We start from the raw sequence: 17,928 nt of genomic DNA on the forward strand, positions 1-17,928 counted from the left end.
CCTAATAGTCGCGAGCGAGTGCCCTCAGTTGACACTCCAGCACATGTCGGGGAACGCAACGCTCACCATCGGCAACTGCCCCTCTGGTTGGAACTGATCCTCTCCGGATGGTGACATGACGTTTACTGTGGCTTCGCCTTCCTGGACGTTGACCATCACCATCACGTGCTCGCTGTCGTTCCCGGGCTTCCGTCCAGTGATGTAGACCCCCTCACGCGATACGTAGGCTGTTAGCCTGGCTCGCAGGCGATCCGCGCCAAATTGGCCGGCGGCGGGAGCTACGGCCACCATTGCCCCAGAAACCTGAAGGGCCAGGTCATGACGTACTTCAAAAGTGAGTTCGCCGACCCTGGCCTGGCCTTTTGTACTCCAAGCTTCACCGGTGAACTCATAGGAGCAGTACCCGGATTCCCCGAAGTGAGTGGTCTGGCTCAGCCGAGATTTGAACTGCTCGATCGCCAGCTTTTCTGCGTCTTCGGGGTGGGTGCTTCGTGGGACTCGCACCTTCATCATCCCATTGAGGTTCACAGGTACTTCGATCGTTTGGAAAGCATCATCGTGGTCAAGCATTGGAATAGCTCCTGTGTCAGATGATGCGATTGTCAGCATTCGCAATGGTGCCACCAGCACACCCACGAAATAGGGCACAGCCGCGCGACTATTTGGGTAAGGAACTCGAGGAACAGAATTTGGAAACCCAGATCATCAGTATCATCGGCTCTGTCCTTTTGCTTGGTGCGATCGCAGCCCTTTGGATAGGTAGGCTCAACAGCGCCGCGGGAAAGGCACCCGGCTTGGATGATGGGCATGGTGCCCAGGCCGGAGCGGAGGAGGGGATGCACCCGGAGCCGGTCCGAACAATGAAAATCGAGATGATCCCCCATTCATCGCCAGCCGAAACGCCTCGTCAGCCGGCAAAGACCGAGGAGGTGGCCGTTGTACCAGAGCCGGTGGTCTCGGAGATCCTTGAGGTGACCGAAGTCCTACCTCAGGAAGATTGCGCCGATGCGGCCCTCAACCTGCAGCTGGCTGATCAGTTGAAGGTTGTTGGCGATTTCGAGGGTGTGGCGGAGTACGCCAAACTCGTTCTCGAGATGAAGACGTCTTCAGCACGGCAACGAGCCCGTGCTCAAAGCCTGTTGAGACGAGAGATGGCCCGCTGAAAATTATGAACAGCAGCTGCCGTACGCGCATGTTGAGACGTCGGGTGAACAACGTACCCTTGTTCGTCCGTCACATCGAATCCAGGCTTATTGCGCCATAGGCAGTGCTGTTTCGAAACCTGCACGAGCTGATCTGTGATCTCTAGGGTTGAATGTCCGCCGGCGGCGGCCTTTTCCCTGATCAGTCGAGCATTTTGGCTAGTGCTCCTGAGTGTGAGGAACACTTCCCCTGTATCCATCACATCAGCACCAATGAAGGTGCCGAGCACACCGAAGGCCTCGATCTCAGCCCCGTAAATCGGGAGGGTCATGTGGATCATGCCAGCAGCTCCAGCAGAGCGCCTGCAAACCGGCTGTCCTTCAGCTTCTTCAGCGCCTCATTTTCGATCTGACGAACTCGCTCCTTGGATACGCCCATCTTTTCAGAGAGGGTAGCCAGGGTCTGGGCTTCCCCGCCGCCAATACCGAAGCGTGCGGTAACCACCTGCAGTTCACGCTCAGTGAGCACATCTCCCAGGACATCAGCCATGTAGGCTGCGGTGTTCTCTTCAATGACTTCGTCAGCGAAGCAGTTGTTCTGGTCGGCCAGGTGCTCGTGCATCCCTTCGGCTTCTGAACTCCCGCTCTCCTGGAAGGTGGAGTCCAGCGACACCGGCTTACCGGAGCCCACGAAGAACAGCAGATTCTCGACGTCGTCCAGGGACAGGCCGGTCATTTTGCTGAGGCGCGCTTTCGATGCGTTCGGATGCTCCTTCAGGGCCGCGTTCAGTTTGCTCAACGCCCCATGCGATCCTTCAGGCAGACGGATCAGCTCCTGCTGAGTAAGGTCCCGCAGGATGGTTTGGCGTATCCAGGTCATGCCCAGGGTTGAGAATTTGAAGCCCTTTTCCGGGGCATAGCGATAGATGCTCCGTACCAGTCCCAGTTGGGCAGCCGAGCGGACTTGCTCCAGATCATTTGCAAACCGATATCCGGAAACGACCTGATCCACCAAGCGGATGTTGGCACTCGCGAAGAATCCAACAGACTCGTGCACGACACGTTCGGCCGAGTTGAACTCTTCGAGGGCGGCCAGGAGATCTTCGGCGGGGATGTCAGCTGTCGAAGCCGCCGAGTAGATCAGGCGCTGCTGGTCGACAATGGCCTGGCGCAGACGCCGGAGTTCTTTCTGAGGATAGAGGCGGAGCTCGTAACCACCAGAAAGCATCAGCGAGGGCATGAGCTTTGGCGAGGTCCATTTGCCGTTGATGATCCGACTCACCGACCGACGCGGAATTCGCACCTCATCGGAGATGTACTTGACCAGGTCTTTGCACAGACCGGAGATGTCTTTGCACTTCGCGCGGAACTCGCAGGCCGCCCGATTGAGAACCAGGTCGTATGGGAGGATTTCCAGGACCTTCCTCTGCAGGTCAGCACGCACGGCCGCCACGAACAGATTGTCTTCCAGGCCTGGCTCAGCGAACGCTTTCAGTTCGGCGATCAGGGTCTGGATTGTGTTGAGTTTCTTGCGGAGCAGAGAGGCGAACTCAGCATCAGGTATAGCGCCCGCACGGACCCACGCTCCGTCCTGGAGGATCATCGCCGCAGCTTTGTCCACGCTCTCGTTTTCACCGATTGCGTTCCAAATGTCCGAGACCAACCCCTGCAGGATGCTGGTGTCATTCGAGATCGCCTTGAGGACCCCGAATTGGCCGAGGATGATGCGATACCCCAAGGCTTGCTCCTGGGCCAGGGACAAGAGCGATTTGGCCCCCTCCAATACCGGCATTGCCGGTAGTGTGGAGGGGAGCAGGAAGCCCTTGCTGGGCTCCTGCAGGTCGTTGGTCCGAGATGTGTCGGGTACGTCCTCGGGTGCTGCGGTGCGGTCGATGGTCATCATGGCTGGCCCCTTCAAGAGTCCGCCTCAAAGGCGGACTGGCATGAGAATGAATTTCTGATGGGGACAGTCTTTGGCCATCACCAGCGTGCCAGAAGCATTGCCGCTATAGAAAAATTGGAGTTCGTTCGTTTCGACCGCCCGAAAAGTCTCCTGGGCGTACTTGCTGTTCAGGCCCACCTCGAACGGATCACTGGAGAAGTCGCAGGGGAGCAGGTCCTCGGCCTCCTCGACCTCCGAGACACCGTTGGAGACGGACAGAACCTCAACCGACTGCTGGCCAAATTTCAGCTTCACGGCTTGGGACTTCCCATCCGAAAGCAGGCTGACGCGAGCCACGGCGCTGGTAATTGCATCCCGGCTCATTTTGATGGGCGTTCCTTGCTCTGCTCGGGTGATCAGGTCGGCGTAGTTGGGGAACTTCCCGTCGATGAGTCGAGATGTGAGGACTCCGTGCGGCCCGATGAAAGCTACGAGATTGCCCGAGTGCTGAATCTCGATTTCCCCCTGGGAGGCGAATGTGGCCACGTCTTCGAGGCACGCAACCGGGAGTGTGAACTTGAGGGTGTTTTCGGTAGGGACCTTAATCTCGGCTGTTCCCATCCGATGCCCATCGGTCCCGACCAGAGTCAGCTTCCCTTCGCCGACATCGAACAACATCCCATTGAGGTAGGTCCGCACGTCACGTCGGGCGACACAGAAGGCAATGCGCCGGATACCGTCCCGTAACGCCTGAGCGTCGATGGTCAGCGCCCGTTGGGTCTGATCCTCCGGTAGGAGTGCTTGTGGAAAGTTGGAAGCCGGGAGGGTAGCGATGCTGAAACGAGAACGACCGCAGGTGACTGTTGCCTTGTCCTCACCTACGGTCACGGTCACTTCCCGGTCAGGAGGAAGGGAGCAGACGATCTGCTCGAACTTTTTGGCAGAGATACAGATGTCCCCTGCAGCGAGCACATTGACCTCAAGGTAGTGGAGAGTCATGTGCTGTTGCCCATTATGGGCGGTTACATCGAGCTGGCCTGCCTGTGCCGAGAGCAGCAGATTTCCGGCTATGTCGCTGGCCTTATCAGATGCGATTCGACCACTCTGCTTGAGGACGTTGGCAAGACTTTCAACGCGGGCAGTGAACTTCATGGGTGGCTCCAGGCTTGTGAATATGCCTCTATTGGAGCCTCGTCTGAGTGGTGACAGAACCAGTGGAAAGCTTGGGCTTTGGTTACTTTTTGTTCAGCTAGTGTGCGTAGCGCTGGGTCCTTGCGTTGGCAAACTTATCCTCCGAGTTACACACAGATTCGGTTGATAACCATCATTTCGCGTATCGCAGGAAATCCGCAAAACTGCTGGCTACTTCGGTCCTGTTTCCCTTGAAGCTCGCTTTCTGAGTGAAGCGCGAAGCCTCAACGAGCATCGACGCGACCATGCTCTTGTTGCCGATATTCCGGTAATACCTGGCGAGCACCAGGTAGGCCTTCAGCCGCGCTTTGTCGGTGCTGAACTGATAGAAGTCGTCAGGTGTTGGGTAGTACCCCTCGATGACTTGGCCCACCAGATTGAACAGCTTCAGGTTGTCCGCCGAAGTGACACCCGGTATCTCGCTACTTGCTTTGGCAAGGAAGTCCCTTGCGTCAAGCTTCAGCCCATTCGAAAGGTAGGAGATAACCATGTCGCTGGCCGGTTCAGTCCCGGTCGAGGGGTCTTTGGCGAAATAGTCCAACAGGTGATTCTGCAGTGCGGTCGAACGCTCCAAGTCACCTTGGTTGAGCAGCACCTGCAGTCGGATTAGCAGAGCGTCCATGTAAGCACGCTCATTGTCCTTGCTCAGGGCATCCATTGTCTGAGCCAACGCTCGGTCGTTCTTTGCCTCGGACGAAACTTGAACGAGCTGGGACAGCGAGAAATCTCGCGCATCTCGGTCTTCGATTTGGCTGATTGAGGTGAGGGCCTGGTCAAATCGCCCCGCCTTGGCCTCTTGGACGGCCTCTGAGGCCTGTTCCCAGTAAAACCCTTGGGCTGTACAAGCGAATCGCTCAGCGTCGTTCTGGAGGGCTCTGAGAGCTTCCGGCTCATTTGTCCCGGCTATGCGAACTGCCGCAGTGGCCTTCCAAATTGCTTCATCGCGGGTTGGACCACCAGGAGTCTTGGTCAGGTGGGCTGAGATGAGATCAGCGAGGCAAGCGTCGTCTGCTGTTTGGTAGCAGTATGCATGTGGCCTATCTGTTATCCACGTCGGCTGTTCAACGGCGCACCCACCAAGCATCACGAAGGTGATGGCAAGGCCGAGTGGCTTCCCGATCACGCGGACAGCTCGACCTGATGTGCAATGAGTCCGGTTTCGCATGCTAAATCGTATGACGCCTGGGCAAAGGTTGAAGGCTTCCCCCGTGTTACAAGCGAGAAGACATGTGTTGCTACGCCGCATGCACTTTTGGCGAAGTCAGCAGCGTTGGAGGCAAGCGGGATGATTCGAAGCGGGATGTAGCGACTTGCTGCGTACTCTGCGGCCTGGGAGGCTAAACCTTGCTCAGCCGACACGATGATCTCGTCGGGCAGTCTCACGTTGAAAATGTGGTCGAGGACGTCTCGCAACTCACCAGCGCTGCACGCCTCAGCGCCGCTTGCTCCGACCAGAAGAACTTTCCGAAGCGGGTCCTCCGACTGAAGTCGTCGAGCGATGTCTTTGATGGCCATTTCCACCAGGCCAACTGGGCTTGAGCAGCTGGGGTGTAGGATCAAGGGCACCAGTGCTTCCTTGTTCTGGACCAGTTGCATCCATAGTCCGGCTCGGACCATCGATACCTTGATGTCCTCCCAATCCGGGCGACGAACACCTTGTGTGACTCCGGCCGTTTCCAGTAGAAAATCGTCGCGGTCATCAATGCTCAGGATGTAGCGCCGGTAACCCTCGTCAATGCCCCTGAACTTCTCCGCCTCTATGAAGTGCATCAGCGACAGGTAGGTCTCTACCTGCGCGCCGGCCTCGTTCAGGTATCCCTTGAACGACCTGAACTCATAAGGATCGAGGCTCGGTGGAGTGTCAGGTGTCATTGATCATGCCCTTCAAGCGGAGAAGTCGATCCCGGAGCCCGATGATTCCAGGGGCTGTCGGGTACTGCTGTTCCATATCCTCCGCGTGTTTAAGGTGAGGTTCCAGCCGAAATGGGGGGCTGGAATCCCCGGAGACCCGTTGCTCCAGGTGTTGTAGCCAGAGGTCCTTCTCCCCTGCAGTGAGGGCATCAACCTGGTAGCGCCCAAGCATTCTCCCGCCAAGCTCGCGCAAGCGGCGGTCAGTACCCTTGATCAACATGGAAGGCCACGCGTTGAAGTCAGTCGCGTGGAGTTGACGCATCAGGGCCAAGTCTTCAATGGGAAACTCACCGGCCCATAGCCGGAAGTCTGCATCGACGGGTTGCGGTCGGAGTTGCAGGACAGGTTCCTCCCTCAACCTTCCGACGAGGTGGTTGGAGTTGGAGAGCAGCTTGATGTTCTGCTTCACGACCGAGATGTCGATCCCAAGGCGTTTCGCGTCAACTGGTCGAATGGCGCTGATCGGCGCAACAAATGGGATTCGATTCAGGCTGATGTGAAACAACGGGGCCGCTCGATCCCCTTTATTGTTCCTGGCCAGGTTCTGCAGGTTGACCGTTGACTCCGAACATAGCTTGGAAAGATCGCGCTCGAGGTCCACCATGCAAATCAGGTCCGGGTAACTCACATCGGCCGCCACGGGCATAGCGAGGATTGCTCCACGCTTATCCGGTAGAGAGGGATGCACCATAACCACCGGCTTCACACTCTTAAGGTCCCAGACCTCCCCCTCATCCATCCCCATCATTGACTTGATCTGCGCTGGTGAGCTGACCGTCAAGGCGTGGTTTGCGAGCTTCGGGCTGGCCTCTAGGATCGACCCGAGCAGCTCTTTGACCCGAAACGCTCTGTTCTCAGGCCCAAGACCGGCTTCCCACATCAGGAAGTTGTACAAGCCATCGATGCCCTCCTTCAGGCCGTCAGTGGGCCACGGCAACTCGTCTGGACGGATCAGCTGTATTGCACGCAGCAGAACGTCCAGGTCGAGGAAATGGGAGTTGGCCGGCAGCGCCAAGCACGGATGGGGGAGCAGGTTCCGGTAAAAAGTCGAGCGGATGTAAGGGTCATGCCGGGTGGATGAGCCAAACCCTACATGGAGGGTGTGAGGGCGGGTGAAAATCTGAATGGCGCTCCTGGCCCATTCCAGTTCGCTACAGCCTTGATCAAACGGCCACAGCGCCAGGTCGGAGTCCAGCATTGAGACTGGATCGAGAAATAGGTCATCTCGCAGCCGAATATTCGTGGTGGAGCAGAGGGCCTCACCCTCCAGCGGGAGGAGCGCTGAGTCAAAGCGCAAGACCTGTCCTTCGGACGGAGAGCGGCCGGCAGTGAGCGTGTCGTAGAAATGGATGGCTGGCATTAAGATTCTTCACCTGGTTCATCCCAATAGTGGGGACCAAGTGCCCTTCCAACCGGTGGCGAGGTTTACTTCTGGATTTCGGGTTTCCTGAGATGCCCGATGGCTGGAACGACGGAGACGGCTCGATATACTCGTCACACGTATTCTTCGAGGTAAAAACCGTTGGACGGGACCGGTTCCATTGCATTGGTGTGCCTGCAAGGCCGGGTTCATCTCGTCCAGGTGCAGAGTGGCGAGGGCCAATGTTGCAGTTCAACCTCGATCTGCGGAACTGAACTGGCGGGCTTTCCTCCTTTCGCCCGAGTCGCACCGGAGGATGTACCTCACCTCCATACCTTCACCATCTGCTCGGCCTGCGCGTCGGCCTACTTGAAGGCGGGGTATCGTGAACGGCTTCTCTCCACGTTACCGACTCAGCCACCCGAGCTTGGTGCTCAGGTGGCAGTTGAGAGCCTCGCGGTGGCTCGGAACCAACTCACACTGTTTTGAGGGTTCCACGTTTGGGGATCGGCTGCGGGAACGGATAGGTCATCTGCTCACCGGAAGCGAGGTTCAGGACAAGCCAGTGCTTCTCGGTCTGTCCATAGCGCAGCAGTTCCCACACGATTCCCATCCCTGCCGTGGTAACAGAACGGTTGACCAGACAGTCCTGAGTGCGGATAGCGTCCGCTGCTGAACAGGACTTGGTGTGATCGTCCTCCAGACTGGGGATTTCCGGGTAGGCGTCCAGTACGTTGGGGTAGGTTTTCCGCATTGCTGCACTGATGCCGCCGAAGACAACCTGCCCATGCCGGTGGGCGTTACCAAGATCAAGCCACATGCAGTTGTGCTTCACGCTCTGGCACGCACCAATGGCCACGCGGGCAGAGGGCAGGTCCACTGCGGAAATGATCAGGTCCGCTTTGCTAATGGCGGCAGTGGTCTGAGGGGAGGGGAACCGGAACGGAAGCCCTTCCCATCCCATCCCAAGCATCAGGTTGTAGCGGTTGGCGAGGCAGACAGCTTTGAACTGGTCGAGGTCGCATGGCCAGAAGCGCTGGCGAACGAGGTTCGCCTCACGCACCACGGAGTCATCAATGATGGTGACGTGCAGCCCGTGCTGATGGCCAAGGGAAACCATTGCGTGATGGAACTGCGCAAGGCAGTCCACAACCTCACTACCGTTGCCACCGGCACCGATGACGACGATACGCGGCGCTGAACTGCGCCAAGCCTCGGGGGTCTTGAAGGTGATCGCCTGTGCAGCAAACTTCTCAGCAGCAGCCATGACTCACGCCTCCCCGCCAATAGCGGCTTTCAGGGTCAGATGGTCGTGGTTGGCCAGTGCTGCTTTGAGGCGCTGATCGGGGAACTTCCTCGCGTTCTTCGAGGCGAGGGTGCGGTAGAACTGGACCAGTTCGCTGAAGTCTTTGATTTTGGTCAGCGGGATCACGCCACCGCCGTGGGTGTTGGTGCTTTCCAGCACAAAGCGCTGCCATACCGGGATGTTCTCGATGAGAACCTCCCTAGGAAGTTTGACGTTACCTGAGCAGAAGCTGCCGTTGGCGTAGGTGTTCCCGAAAGGGGCGTAGTAAAGCTCCGTTTCAGCCGTTGGACGGGCTTTGCCCTTGTACGAGAAGCAGCGGAACGATCCGTTACCTGCGATGTACACAAGGCCCGGAATGGGGGCTTTGATCAGCTCGTTGTTGAACGGGACTTCGATTACCTGGGGAGCGGTGTACCAGACAAGACGGTTGCGCCCCTTCACCAGAAGATTCGGTGGGATGAACTCGCAGTTGGGTTCTTCCTCGCGCAGCAGATCAATCAGCACCTCTTTGTCGAGGCTGGAGAACGCACGGCCAGCACCGAGGGTAAAGTTCTTCCCACCATCCAGAGGGATCACGGCATGGGAAGTAATATCGAGGCGCTTGGTTTCCTTGTGATGGTGGATGAGCATCGCACGGCATTCGACTTTTTCACTGAGCATGTTCAAGGTCCTCAAGAGACTTGGTGATTCGCTGGAGCAGCGCAAAGCACTGCTGCGTTTTCACCAGTATCGGTCGGGTCTGCCGTGACAGAAGCTCCTGATCGAGCGGGAACGAAATGTAGATGTCACACAGACCTTGGACGCGCTCGTCGAAACTGTTGAGAGCTTGAGACTCAAGGCTTTGGTACTCGTCTTTGACGAAGACCACCAGTGTTTCAAACAGGCCGCATCCTTCCTCGGCGGAACCAGTCAGCTCATGTTCGCTGGTGGCGCGGTCCTTGTTGTCAGCGTGATGGAGACAAACTTCGAATGCGTCCTTGATGACGGACAGGACGGAACTGAACTTGCTACCAGCGGAGATTGAATCCCCAATTTGGGCAATCAGTTCTCTCATTTCCTCGCTCGGGTTGGACCCTTGATCGTGGTTCAGGGTGAAGTGAGTGTCTTGGGTTAGCTGATCCATCTCTTTGAGCAGATACGCAGCTTCCGCCACGATTTCTTCGTCGCGGTCATCGTCATCTTCAAATCCCAAAGCCCAGGTCTCAAAGGGCAACTGAGCGACGGGAGTCTCCATCAGATAGCTCGTCAGTTCGTCAGGCGTGGAGTTCCGGACGCGATCTTTCAATTCACCGTAAGCGTCGGCGTAACCATTAAGGTCATAGCTGTGGACACCCATGAAAGTTGATGGGGTGTGGAAGTGAATGAGGAAGGAAGACATCGCGTCCAGCGCTTTGAACAGGAAGACTCGGACCTCCTGAAAATCCAAGCAATCTGTCGGGGGAAGGGGCAAATCAAAACGATGCAGCATCTTCGCACTGACGTTGAAGCTTTCCCCATAGACCTCCATAGCCAGCCATTTCTGCATCTCAGGGCAGTCAGCGCTGGTCACATCGATGAGGGTTTGCTCGACCTTTTGAATGAGGTGGTAGGCGCAGTCCGGCCCCATCTTCACTAAGTCGGCAACAGCATCAGCCGTGAACAGCCCTGCTTCAATGCAGGCCATTGCTTTCTGCGCAGCGGGTTGAAGCTCGTAAGCAGGGGTGCCCAGCAGTTTCGACCGTCGCTTTACGCCACGGATCAAGCCAGTCTTCGAGAAGGACAGCCGAGACTCAACGGCTTCGACGACCTCTTGCGTAACCAGGTGCAGCCCATAGTCGTTGGGGTACGCGGTCAGCCAATCGAGTGCGTCGTCACCGATGATGCCGCCCTCGTACGCATCGAGGCAGAAAGCGGCGTGGTTCTTGCGATCAACCAGATGACCGTACTCGCCAAAGGCGAGGCCATGTGCCTCCCGCACGGCCATAGAGACCTGCGGGAGAGCAAGTGGGGTCATCGCGGAACGGGGAAATTGATAGTTCCGGGGGAGGTAGGAGAGTTCAGGAGCGCCCATAGCCGCCTCAGCTGATCGTTGTTCAGGTCGTGATCGGGGTTTGTCGGCGCGGAGCGGGCGGTTTTGTCACCGTCCGCCCATGCCTTGAGGGTAGCGAGGGCGTCAGCCCTTGGCTCCGAAGCTGGCTTCACGGAACTCGTAGACATGGCGGTCGCCCTCGATAATGGGTTCAACGATCTTCGCGCCCATCAGACGCGGGTATTGGCGAGCGAAGTGTTTGAGCACTTCGGTGGGTTCCATGCTGGGATCAGGATCGTCAAGATCGAGGCCGGCATAGCGGAAAACACGGTCGAGGGTCAGGATGGCGATGGTCATGGGGCGGTCCTCAGAATTTGCCAGCGAGAGAGGCGAATGCACCGTTTTCAACGGGGGCGACGGGTGCCGCCTCGGCTGCGGGGGCACTGTCCGCACCGCCGTTCAGTTCGTCGTCTTCCACGTCATCATCACCTTGCGATGCAGCGCTCGCGGGAGGCTGCACAGGCTTCGCAGCGGACTTGCTGGGCTTGGCAGCCTCCACGGCTGCAGCACTCAACTTGCGGATTTCATCCAGCGCGCTCAGGCCGGTATTGACCACTTCGGCATGGGCCGACACGCGGGCATACAGGGCTGTTTCCACTTCCTCGGGAGTACCCGACAGGACCATCGGTTTGGCGATGGCAGCGCGCAGCTTCTTCTCTGCGGGGGAGGCGCTTTCGGGCGTGACGCCAATGTTGGCACTGAGGGTGACTTTGATCCGGCCTCCTTCGAGGCCAGCGATGTCGATGTTCAGGTGCTTGCTGCTGTCGGTCAGGGCTTGGCTGACTGCGGTAAAGAAGGTGGCGGTAGTCATTGGGTTTCTCCTTGTTTGCGATGGGGAAAGTTTCAGCCTTTGGTGCGCGTGCCAGAACCGTCCTGTGCAGAAATTTCAAACGCTTCGGGGAGATACCCGGCCCAAGAAAAATCCTTGAATGCCAGTACCGCTTTGATGAGGTCGTCAGTCTTCTCCGCAGCCAGTTTGGTGAAGGCTTTGTCACCCTTGACCTCGTTGTAGTGGGCCTCGAAGCCAGAGCGCTTGCAGTCTTCGATGATCCCGGCCTTCACCAGCGATTTCAGATAGCTCTCGCTCATCTGGAAGTGTTCAACGGGCTTCATGCCTTCGTGTTTGATGTAGGCGATGGATTGGCTACCCGAGAGGGAACGCTCGAAGGCGTCTGCGTTGTCGTTGCGGAATGGGGTGACGGAAGCGAGGTTGGTCAGCAACTCCAGCAGTTCGGATTCGTCCTGCTCTGCGAGCTTCACCTCGACCTTGCAACGGTCGCTATCGGAGACGAAATCACCGATGCCGAGACGTTTCTTGATGCGGGTCGTCAGTTCGCTGGGCAGGGAGCTGCGCATCTCCAGGTACATGCTGACAATGGCGATGGACAAGGCCAGTTTGCGATTGCCTTGAACTGCCTTGCAGGCCATCTGGCCGTAGAGGTTGAATGCCTCACGGCGGATCGACTTTTTCAGTGCCTGCGGTTGCGCAGGTTTGGAGGCCCCTTTGCCCGCTGCCGGTTTCTGAGCGGGGGACGACGGGGTGCGTCCAGACTCAGGATTGGTCCCGGTTTGTCCAGCCTCGTTGCCGGTTTGCTCAGTCGCAGCCTGCTGTCCAGTCGCCTCAGCCAGCGCGGCTTGATAGGCGGTCTGCATCTGCTTGTTGCAGTTGCGGTCGAAGCAGTACCCGCCCGACACCGCACCTTCCTGCCCAGCACTGGTGCTGACGACAGCGCCATACTTCTCGCAGGACAGGCACGCGCCGAGTTGATGCTCACCGACACCGTTCGTGCCTTTTGCCTCCAAACGAACGTATCCATCCTTGGGCAGAGTCAGATCGGTGTGGACGACGCCATAATCTGCCTTCGCCTCGATGATCTTCACTTGAATCAGGTCGCTGGTCTTCTGATTCCAGCATGTTGCGTTCTGGCACTTGGCCCCGCTTACTGCGGTTTCGAACAGGTCGATGTAGGCCGCAGAGTTGTGCGGGCAGGCTGCGCAGTCCTTGGTATCGAAGCGAGCGGTCGAGATGTCGCGGGAGATGGCGAACAAGCGATCTTGAGTTTCTTTCACCGTCAGATTCTGTTCGATGATCCGCGCCAAGATCGGAGCCTGATCGCTGTCTTCCAGACGGCAGAGAAGCTCGGCGTGGCCGATCTTGATCTGACCCTGCAACAGTGCTTCTTCAACCTCCGCACAAGCGCGGGAGAGCAGGATGCGACCATCGAGACGGGTCCGCGACCATCCGAGTAACTTCATAACCTCGGCGTGGTCATTGCCGCAGTCAGCCAGCACCACCATCGCGTGTTTACCCTCCTCGATGGGGGTCAGGTCAGCACGCTGCATGTTCTCGATGGCGGCGATAATGCGCGCCTCGGCATCGGTCAGATTGCGGATGATCGCCGGGATGGTTGGGATTTCCAGGTCTACGGTGCATTGCCACCGGGTGTTGCCCGCAACAACCTCGAAGTCGAAGTCGGGGTCGTCAATCGGGCGAACGATGATCGGCTGCTGCACGCCGTGCTGACGGATGCTTTCTTTGATCTGGAGGTACAGAGCAGTGTGGCGGCCCTTGCGGGGGTCAACACTAGGATTGCGGCGGACGCGGGCAACTACAACGTGCTGCATGGCCGCTTGTGCGGTGGCGGCGTCTTGGGTGGGCAGTTGCTGGATCACGGCGTTCATGTTGGATGCCTCTGTGTGTTTGCGATGGGCAAACTTTCAGGGGCATCGGGGTGTGCCAGAACCGGCTGATAGAGTTTTTTCTGACCCACCTACCCACTAAGGTGGAGACAGCAGAGGGAGATTCAGAACCTATCCTGTGGCGCGAATGGACCTGCCCAGTTAGGCCTTCCGACGCATGAAATCGGGAAGTACCACGCCAGCGAACACGTTTTCATCCAGAAGGGGGAAGTCATCGTGTCGTTTACGGACGTGAGCGCCCCACTTGTTAATTCCGGCGATCTGGCCAGCGCTGAGGGACCAGTAGCGGTGCAGGCTGAACAGCATACTTTCCAGGAACTCTCTACGTTCAACGCTTGTGTACTGAACAGCCTCTTTGAGCCAGTGCTCGAATCCGATGCACAGCTTCACGTTTGCCGGACTGAGAACCGTATTGTCGGCTGACGCATTTCGCATTGCGCCAGCAACCATTTTCTCCACGTCCTCGCTTATCGCTCCTGTGGCTTTGTACTCGTCATGGGCCTGTTTCAGAGTTTTCGAGACCGCAAACTTGAAATCAGTCATCAGCTCACAACGGAAGCGAACGTACTGCACTACAGCATCAAGGGGGGGAGGGGAGGGCGCGAGGTTGCGGTTCGCGCTTTCGACTCAGCCCCGTCATTCGGGCCCGAGTTCTGAGAGGGAGTGGGTGCAGAAGCAGGATCAGCTGCAGCAGGCTCATCGGCAACCACGAGCAGGGCGAGACTGGTGACATCAAGCAAGCGTTCTTCTGGCTGGCCGAGGTGCTTCTTTGCGCAACTTGGCCCAGTGTAGGCCTCGGTGCCGTCTCCATCGGCAATGACGATGCCTTGCTCGCTGTGCAAAGGCCTGTGGCAGAAGACACAGGTAGCGTCAGAAGGGAGGAAATCGCGTCGCAGGTAGCTCCAGGTCATCTCACTCCCTCCTTCCCTAGTGGGTTACGGCTGCAACTTGATCAAAACAGTCCACTTGCCGTCAATAACCATTGGCTTGGTCTTGTTAGGGGCCAACCGAAGCATCTCGGACAAGGACCTGTTCGCCAGATTAACCTCCTGGTTGGTGCCGCATTTCAGGGCGGCACCATTCGTGATGGAGGACAGGGTGGTGACCATCCCCACAACTTCCAGAGGCTGTTCAGCTCCTTCATTAGGGAGCGAACGCATCTTGAGGACCAGGCCAGTCTTGTATTCGCCATCGCGGCAGATCACGCGCTTGGTGGCCGGATCAACGAATGCAGCGCTGTAGCGGTGGGCGTCTCGGAGATCCATTTCGTGGATCTGTCCGTCCAACGGAACAAGAAACGACTCTGGCTCGTTCGTGCCGACAATGACGGAGACTTGGGCCTGGCTCGCCGCGGCCGCGCCGGAGAAAGCGAGCAGCAGGGGAAGAAGACACTTGATCACGTTGGGCCTCACAGGTTCTGGGCAAAGGTAAGTGTGATGAGCCGCCAGGCTGCTTGTTCCATGAAGGATTCATGGTCGAGTTGCTGCTTGGGGGTTGGCTGCAGGTCCTCTGTTGCCAGAATCAGTTCATCGACCTGGCCCTTGCTGGCGGTGGGGTCCAGGCCATAGCCATCCTTGAGGATGCGGTAGAGAAACTCCTCTTTGCCCTCTTGATAGGCCACAGCCATGAACGGGGGGTGCAGACTCTCGTAGTAGCCCAGGATGTACTCCAGCAGCTCCTTGGCCGTCAGCGTGCTGAATGGGCATGCGATTCCGCGTTCACCACTGAAGATTAAGACTGACTGCGTAATCGGCGTGGTCATAGCGCCTCCGCGGAGACTGTCACGCGGATCGGTTCGATGGAGCCAAAGTCATACTCGATGGTTTCACCACTCACGCCGGCAAACCGTACGTTGAGCCGATCCAAGCGGATCAGTGGGTTGGTGCTGCTGTTGAGGTCGACCTGAGGTACGTACATCCGATCAACGCCCAGGCAGAAGCTGATGGTGTTCTCTTTGATCTGAGGGCTTGCTGCTCGGATGAAGAAACCCTCGGGGTAATGGAAGATCTCGCCTGTCTTCACCAGTCCATTGGTTTCCGCCCCCAACAACCAGGTGCGTTCTTTCTGGAAGTCCTTCATCACGACCTCATGGCCGTTGTTGGAGGGCAGAACCACGTCCAGAACCTGGCCATGGCTGGAATCGGAGCCACTGTGGAGATTTACCTTCAGCCGGAAGCCGGTCATCTGCTTGATGCCGGTCGGGTTGTAAGGTTCGCCATCCCGCCAGAAGTTGGGGCATTCCACGGACGGGCCGTCCGTACGTTCAACAACCTGGACTGTGCCCGAGTGGACCTTGGATTCGTAGCTGTAGGAGGTCTCCTGCAGATCCTTGTTCGCGCAGCCGGAGACGGCTACAGCGAGGGCCGCAACAGGGATGAGCATGATGATTCGCATTGGGGGTCCTTTACGGGTGCCAGGTTCCTGGAAGGTCTGGGGCACGGTTGGTGTTGACCAGTAGTCTGCCCAATTCTAACGACGCTCCTTCGGGATTCACGCCAAAGTGAGGGGCTGAAATTCCGCCCCGAGTGTTGGCTTGTACCAGCTGCCAACGCTGGCAGAGTCATGCCTTTCAGGTTGGAGCGATCGGTATGAGTGTGATGCGAGAGATGGCCTGGCTGACGACGATGTCCGTGCCGGCGTTGAGCGGGGAGGAGAAGTTCGTCCGGCTCTCAGGTTTGCCTGAGAGTCGGAGAAAGGAGGCCTGGAAAGCGATCACCGCTGAAAGACCTGCGCTTGCCGAGCTGCTTCGCTCTCCCGATCTGCAAGCGATGGTCGCCTTCTTTGACGCTGAGATTTTCGTCGACTCTGACGTTGTACCAAGCCTGCCTTCGGAGCCATTGAAAGGCCGTGCACGTGCAGAGGCTTAGAAGGGCCGTTCTAGCTCCTCTCTGAGGGTTTCAAAGCGCTGGCGTCGCTCCTCAATCGAGATGGGGGCCAGGGCCTCATCACTGACAGGGAATAACGACCCATAGTCCAGTTGGGCCGCTGTTGGGGGCTCCGGAAGAGCTACCTCCGGGGTATCCCCGAACTGGCTCATCAGCAGCTGGATCGCCGCTTGAAGCTCAGCTTGTCCCTTCTTTGATCGGCACCCGACCAACTGATGGCAAAGGTTGTCGATCGACTGTCTGATCTCGTCAGGGCCTGGTTTCTCGTCTGTGAGCCACTGCCGAGCCTGCTCTAGAGCATTCATCACGCAGAAGCCTGCTTTGGCCGGCCCAGGATCGCCCGGATCTCCTGGAGCGCCTTGGCCTTCTGCTCCTTGGTGAGAGGTGGGCCTGGCGGAACGTCAGGGCTGAGCGGTGAAAGATCGATCTTGTGCGAAGAGCAATGGCTCTCCTGGTGGGCCTGTGTAGGCGGTACCAGAGGCGCCTGTTCCTGATAGAGATCGAACATGTCGCCGCCGGCGTCGACATAGCCCTCAATGAGCTCACCAAGGGCAGCTTTCCCGTCTTCAGGGTCTACTGAGGAATCCCTATCGATTTTTCCCAGCAGCTTACTGTGGGCGTCCTGGATCTCGGCGAGGCCTCTGGGCGTTTCGAGCCAGGCCTTGGCCCGGGAAGCGAGGGATGCTTGGGTGGCGGTCATGGATTCAACTCCTCCTGATTTGGTGTGTGAATTCCCGCACGCTCCAAGTTGTGCCACTACCCTCTGCACAAAGGAAAATAATAGGAAAAAGGAAAAGAAAAGGAGGCTGGTATAAAGTCTATATATATCAATAGGATATGTTCATAATCGTGGAGCAAACCCAACTAGATTCGTGGGCCAAACCTGACTGTGCGCGGGGAAAGGTCCATCAGATCGTGGAGTAATCCTCCACTGTATGGATTGAAACCGTGAAGCAAACCTGACTACTGCCCTTCTCAACGTGGAGCATTCCTCAGTAGCCCGATGCACAAGTCCTGACTGCTCCTGATCAGAGAACGCACAGAAAACCCTCCGGTGGAGCAAACCTGACTACAACCGTGAGCCATACCTCACTACTGGATAGCGCTGTGAGTGGGTCATGGGTGGGCCCGGAGAAATGGTCCAGAGTCAGATTCGTGAACGGAAATTCGGGGGAGTACAGGCGAGGGAATGAGATGTGCGGAGAGGCCTATCAGGAAGATCGTTCCTGGATCAACCTGAGGATCGCCACCCAACAATCGTGAGGCAAACCTGAGTAGGAATGGTTTGGCTCAGTCTGGGCTGCGGGAGGATTTCAGCGGTCCCTTGCGGGAAATAATGGGGTATTCCTCAGTAACAGCTGAGCAATTCTTGCACTTGGGAACTGAAGCCGCTGAACGACTTTGGCTTTAACGTGGAGCAAACCCTACTACCTAGAAGCAGGCTGCAGGTGTCGATTTGGGGGTGATGTTCAGCAGCGTAGAG

Annotated in this window: 20 protein-coding genes; 2 read left to right on the top strand and 18 right to left on the bottom strand. The window is 57.6% G+C overall.

Annotated elements, in window-relative coordinates; translation table 11 throughout:
* Positions 1-24 precede the first annotated feature (24 nt).
* A complete protein-coding gene (locus tag C167_RS0118685; RefSeq protein WP_017519819.1) occupies positions 25-570 on the bottom strand; it encodes a hypothetical protein in 546 nt (181 codons plus the stop codon).
* A 119-nt stretch (positions 571-689) separates the two neighbouring features.
* On the opposite strand from C167_RS0118685, the gene C167_RS0118690 reads away from it, so the two are divergent.
* Positions 690-1,163, top strand: a complete 474-nt coding sequence (locus C167_RS0118690; RefSeq protein ID WP_017519820.1) for a hypothetical protein — start codon at positions 690-692, stop codon at positions 1,161-1,163.
* Here the strand turns inward: C167_RS0118690 and C167_RS0118695 are convergent.
* The 16 genes from C167_RS0118695 to C167_RS0118775 form a co-directional block, all read right to left on the bottom strand.
* The gene (locus C167_RS0118695; protein ID WP_017519821.1) at positions 1,130-1,483 is read right to left on the bottom strand and encodes a hypothetical protein; all 354 of its coding nucleotides are present in this window, start codon (positions 1,481-1,483) and stop codon (positions 1,130-1,132) included. The genes C167_RS0118690 and C167_RS0118695 overlap by 34 nt on opposite strands.
* Positions 1,480-3,045, bottom strand: a complete 1,566-nt coding sequence (locus C167_RS0118700) for a sigma factor-like helix-turn-helix DNA-binding protein (RefSeq protein ID WP_017519822.1) — start codon at positions 3,043-3,045, stop codon at positions 1,480-1,482. Before C167_RS0118700 ends, C167_RS0118695 begins: the two co-directional genes overlap by 4 nt.
* 24 nt (positions 3,046-3,069) lie before the next feature.
* Complete coding sequence (gene dnaN / locus C167_RS0118705; RefSeq protein WP_017519823.1) at positions 3,070-4,176, bottom strand: DNA polymerase III subunit beta; 1,107 nt, start codon at positions 4,174-4,176, stop codon at positions 3,070-3,072.
* Positions 4,177-4,348: 172 nt separating this feature from the next.
* Positions 4,349-5,338, bottom strand: coding sequence for a hypothetical protein (locus C167_RS0118710; RefSeq protein WP_017519824.1), 990 nt, complete (start codon positions 5,336-5,338; stop codon positions 4,349-4,351).
* Complete coding sequence (locus C167_RS0118715; protein WP_017519825.1) at positions 5,335-6,087, bottom strand: hypothetical protein; 753 nt, start codon at positions 6,085-6,087, stop codon at positions 5,335-5,337. The genes C167_RS0118710 and C167_RS0118715 overlap by 4 nt, the downstream gene beginning before the upstream one ends.
* Positions 6,077-7,486 (bottom strand): hypothetical protein, encoded by a 1,410-nt coding sequence (locus C167_RS0118720; protein WP_017519826.1) that lies wholly within the window; start codon positions 7,484-7,486, stop codon positions 6,077-6,079. Before C167_RS0118720 ends, C167_RS0118715 begins: the two co-directional genes overlap by 11 nt.
* A gap of 475 nt (positions 7,487-7,961) precedes the next feature.
* Positions 7,962-8,753: a PRTRC system ThiF family protein gene (locus tag C167_RS0118725; protein WP_017519827.1), complete on the bottom strand. Its 792-nt coding sequence runs from the start codon at positions 8,751-8,753 to the stop codon at positions 7,962-7,964.
* Between the two features lie 3 nt (positions 8,754-8,756).
* Complete coding sequence (locus C167_RS0118730) at positions 8,757-9,452, bottom strand: PRTRC system protein B (protein WP_017519828.1); 696 nt, start codon at positions 9,450-9,452, stop codon at positions 8,757-8,759.
* Positions 9,442-10,842: a hypothetical protein gene (locus C167_RS0118735; protein WP_024763844.1), complete on the bottom strand. Its 1,401-nt coding sequence runs from the start codon at positions 10,840-10,842 to the stop codon at positions 9,442-9,444. Before C167_RS0118735 ends, C167_RS0118730 begins: the two co-directional genes overlap by 11 nt.
* A 102-nt stretch (positions 10,843-10,944) precedes the next feature.
* Entirely contained in the window at positions 10,945-11,157 is a 213-nt protein-coding gene (locus C167_RS0118740) for a PRTRC system protein C (RefSeq protein WP_017519830.1), read from the bottom strand.
* Positions 11,158-11,167: 10 nt separating this feature from the next.
* Positions 11,168-11,671, bottom strand: a complete 504-nt coding sequence (locus C167_RS0118745) for a PRTRC system protein E (RefSeq protein ID WP_017519831.1) — start codon at positions 11,669-11,671, stop codon at positions 11,168-11,170.
* A gap of 32 nt (positions 11,672-11,703) precedes the next feature.
* The gene (locus C167_RS0118750) at positions 11,704-13,542 is read right to left on the bottom strand and encodes a PRTRC system ParB family protein (protein WP_017519832.1); all 1,839 of its coding nucleotides are present in this window, start codon (positions 13,540-13,542) and stop codon (positions 11,704-11,706) included.
* Between the two features lie 159 nt (positions 13,543-13,701).
* Entirely contained in the window at positions 13,702-14,103 is a 402-nt protein-coding gene (locus C167_RS0118755) for a hypothetical protein (protein ID WP_024763843.1), read from the bottom strand.
* Between the two features lie 392 nt (positions 14,104-14,495).
* A complete protein-coding gene (locus C167_RS0118765; RefSeq protein ID WP_024763842.1) occupies positions 14,496-14,960 on the bottom strand; it encodes a hypothetical protein in 465 nt (154 codons plus the stop codon).
* An 8-nt stretch (positions 14,961-14,968) separates the two neighbouring features.
* Positions 14,969-15,322, bottom strand: a complete 354-nt coding sequence (locus tag C167_RS0118770; RefSeq protein ID WP_017519836.1) for a hypothetical protein — start codon at positions 15,320-15,322, stop codon at positions 14,969-14,971.
* Entirely contained in the window at positions 15,319-15,954 is a 636-nt protein-coding gene (locus C167_RS0118775; protein WP_017519837.1) for a hypothetical protein, read from the bottom strand. The genes C167_RS0118770 and C167_RS0118775 overlap by 4 nt, the downstream gene beginning before the upstream one ends.
* Positions 15,955-16,148: 194 nt before the next feature.
* On the opposite strand from C167_RS0118775, the gene C167_RS0118780 reads away from it, so the two are divergent.
* Positions 16,149-16,427 (top strand): hypothetical protein, encoded by a 279-nt coding sequence (locus C167_RS0118780; RefSeq protein WP_017519838.1) that lies wholly within the window; start codon positions 16,149-16,151, stop codon positions 16,425-16,427.
* A gap of 322 nt (positions 16,428-16,749) precedes the next feature.
* Here C167_RS0118780 and C167_RS0118790 read toward each other — a convergent pair whose 3' ends face one another.
* Positions 16,750-17,145 carry a hypothetical protein gene (locus C167_RS0118790; protein ID WP_017519840.1) on the bottom strand — a complete coding sequence of 132 codons (396 nt, stop codon included), beginning with the start codon at positions 17,143-17,145 and terminating at the stop codon, positions 16,750-16,752.
* Between the last annotated feature and the right edge of the window lie 783 nt (positions 17,146-17,928).

This window comes from Pseudomonas nitroreducens TX1, assembly GCF_000313755.1.
Taxonomy (GTDB): Bacteria; Pseudomonadota; Gammaproteobacteria; order Pseudomonadales; family Pseudomonadaceae; genus Pseudomonas; species Pseudomonas nitroreducens_A.

Bases quoted from the DNA above. Each gene is read 5' to 3' on its own strand.
- C167_RS0118695 (WP_017519821.1), bottom strand. From the start codon at position 1,483: ATGATCCACATGACCCTCCCGATTTACGGGGCTGAGATCGAGGCCTTC.
- C167_RS0118775 (WP_017519837.1), bottom strand. From the start codon at position 15,954: ATGCGAATCATCATGCTCATCCCTGTTGCGGCCCTCGCTGTAGCCGTC.
- C167_RS0118750 (WP_017519832.1), bottom strand. From the start codon at position 13,542: ATGAACGCCGTGATCCAGCAACTGCCCACCCAAGACGCCGCCACCGCA.
- dnaN (WP_017519823.1), bottom strand. From the start codon at position 4,176: ATGAAGTTCACTGCCCGCGTTGAAAGTCTTGCCAACGTCCTCAAGCAG.
- C167_RS0118700 (WP_017519822.1), bottom strand. From the start codon at position 3,045: ATGATGACCATCGACCGCACCGCAGCACCCGAGGACGTACCCGACACA.
- C167_RS0118725 (WP_017519827.1), bottom strand. From the start codon at position 8,753: ATGGCTGCTGCTGAGAAGTTTGCTGCACAGGCGATCACCTTCAAGACC.
- C167_RS0118770 (WP_017519836.1), bottom strand. From the start codon at position 15,322: ATGACCACGCCGATTACGCAGTCAGTCTTAATCTTCAGTGGTGAACGC.
- C167_RS0118735 (WP_024763844.1), bottom strand. From the start codon at position 10,842: ATGGGCGCTCCTGAACTCTCCTACCTCCCCCGGAACTATCAATTTCCC.
- C167_RS0118730 (WP_017519828.1), bottom strand. From the start codon at position 9,452: ATGCTCAGTGAAAAAGTCGAATGCCGTGCGATGCTCATCCACCATCAC.
- C167_RS0118720 (WP_017519826.1), bottom strand. From the start codon at position 7,486: ATGCCAGCCATCCATTTCTACGACACGCTCACTGCCGGCCGCTCTCCG.
- C167_RS0118715 (WP_017519825.1), bottom strand. From the start codon at position 6,087: ATGACACCTGACACTCCACCGAGCCTCGATCCTTATGAGTTCAGGTCG.
- C167_RS0118790 (WP_017519840.1), bottom strand. From the start codon at position 17,145: ATGACCGCCACCCAAGCATCCCTCGCTTCCCGGGCCAAGGCCTGGCTC.
- C167_RS0118745 (WP_017519831.1), bottom strand. From the start codon at position 11,671: ATGACTACCGCCACCTTCTTTACCGCAGTCAGCCAAGCCCTGACCGAC.
- C167_RS0118740 (WP_017519830.1), bottom strand. From the start codon at position 11,157: ATGACCATCGCCATCCTGACCCTCGACCGTGTTTTCCGCTATGCCGGC.
- C167_RS0118685 (WP_017519819.1), bottom strand. From the start codon at position 570: ATGCTTGACCACGATGATGCTTTCCAAACGATCGAAGTACCTGTGAAC.
- C167_RS0118755 (WP_024763843.1), bottom strand. From the start codon at position 14,103: ATGACTGATTTCAAGTTTGCGGTCTCGAAAACTCTGAAACAGGCCCAT.
- C167_RS0118780 (WP_017519838.1), top strand. From the start codon at position 16,149: ATGAGTGTGATGCGAGAGATGGCCTGGCTGACGACGATGTCCGTGCCG.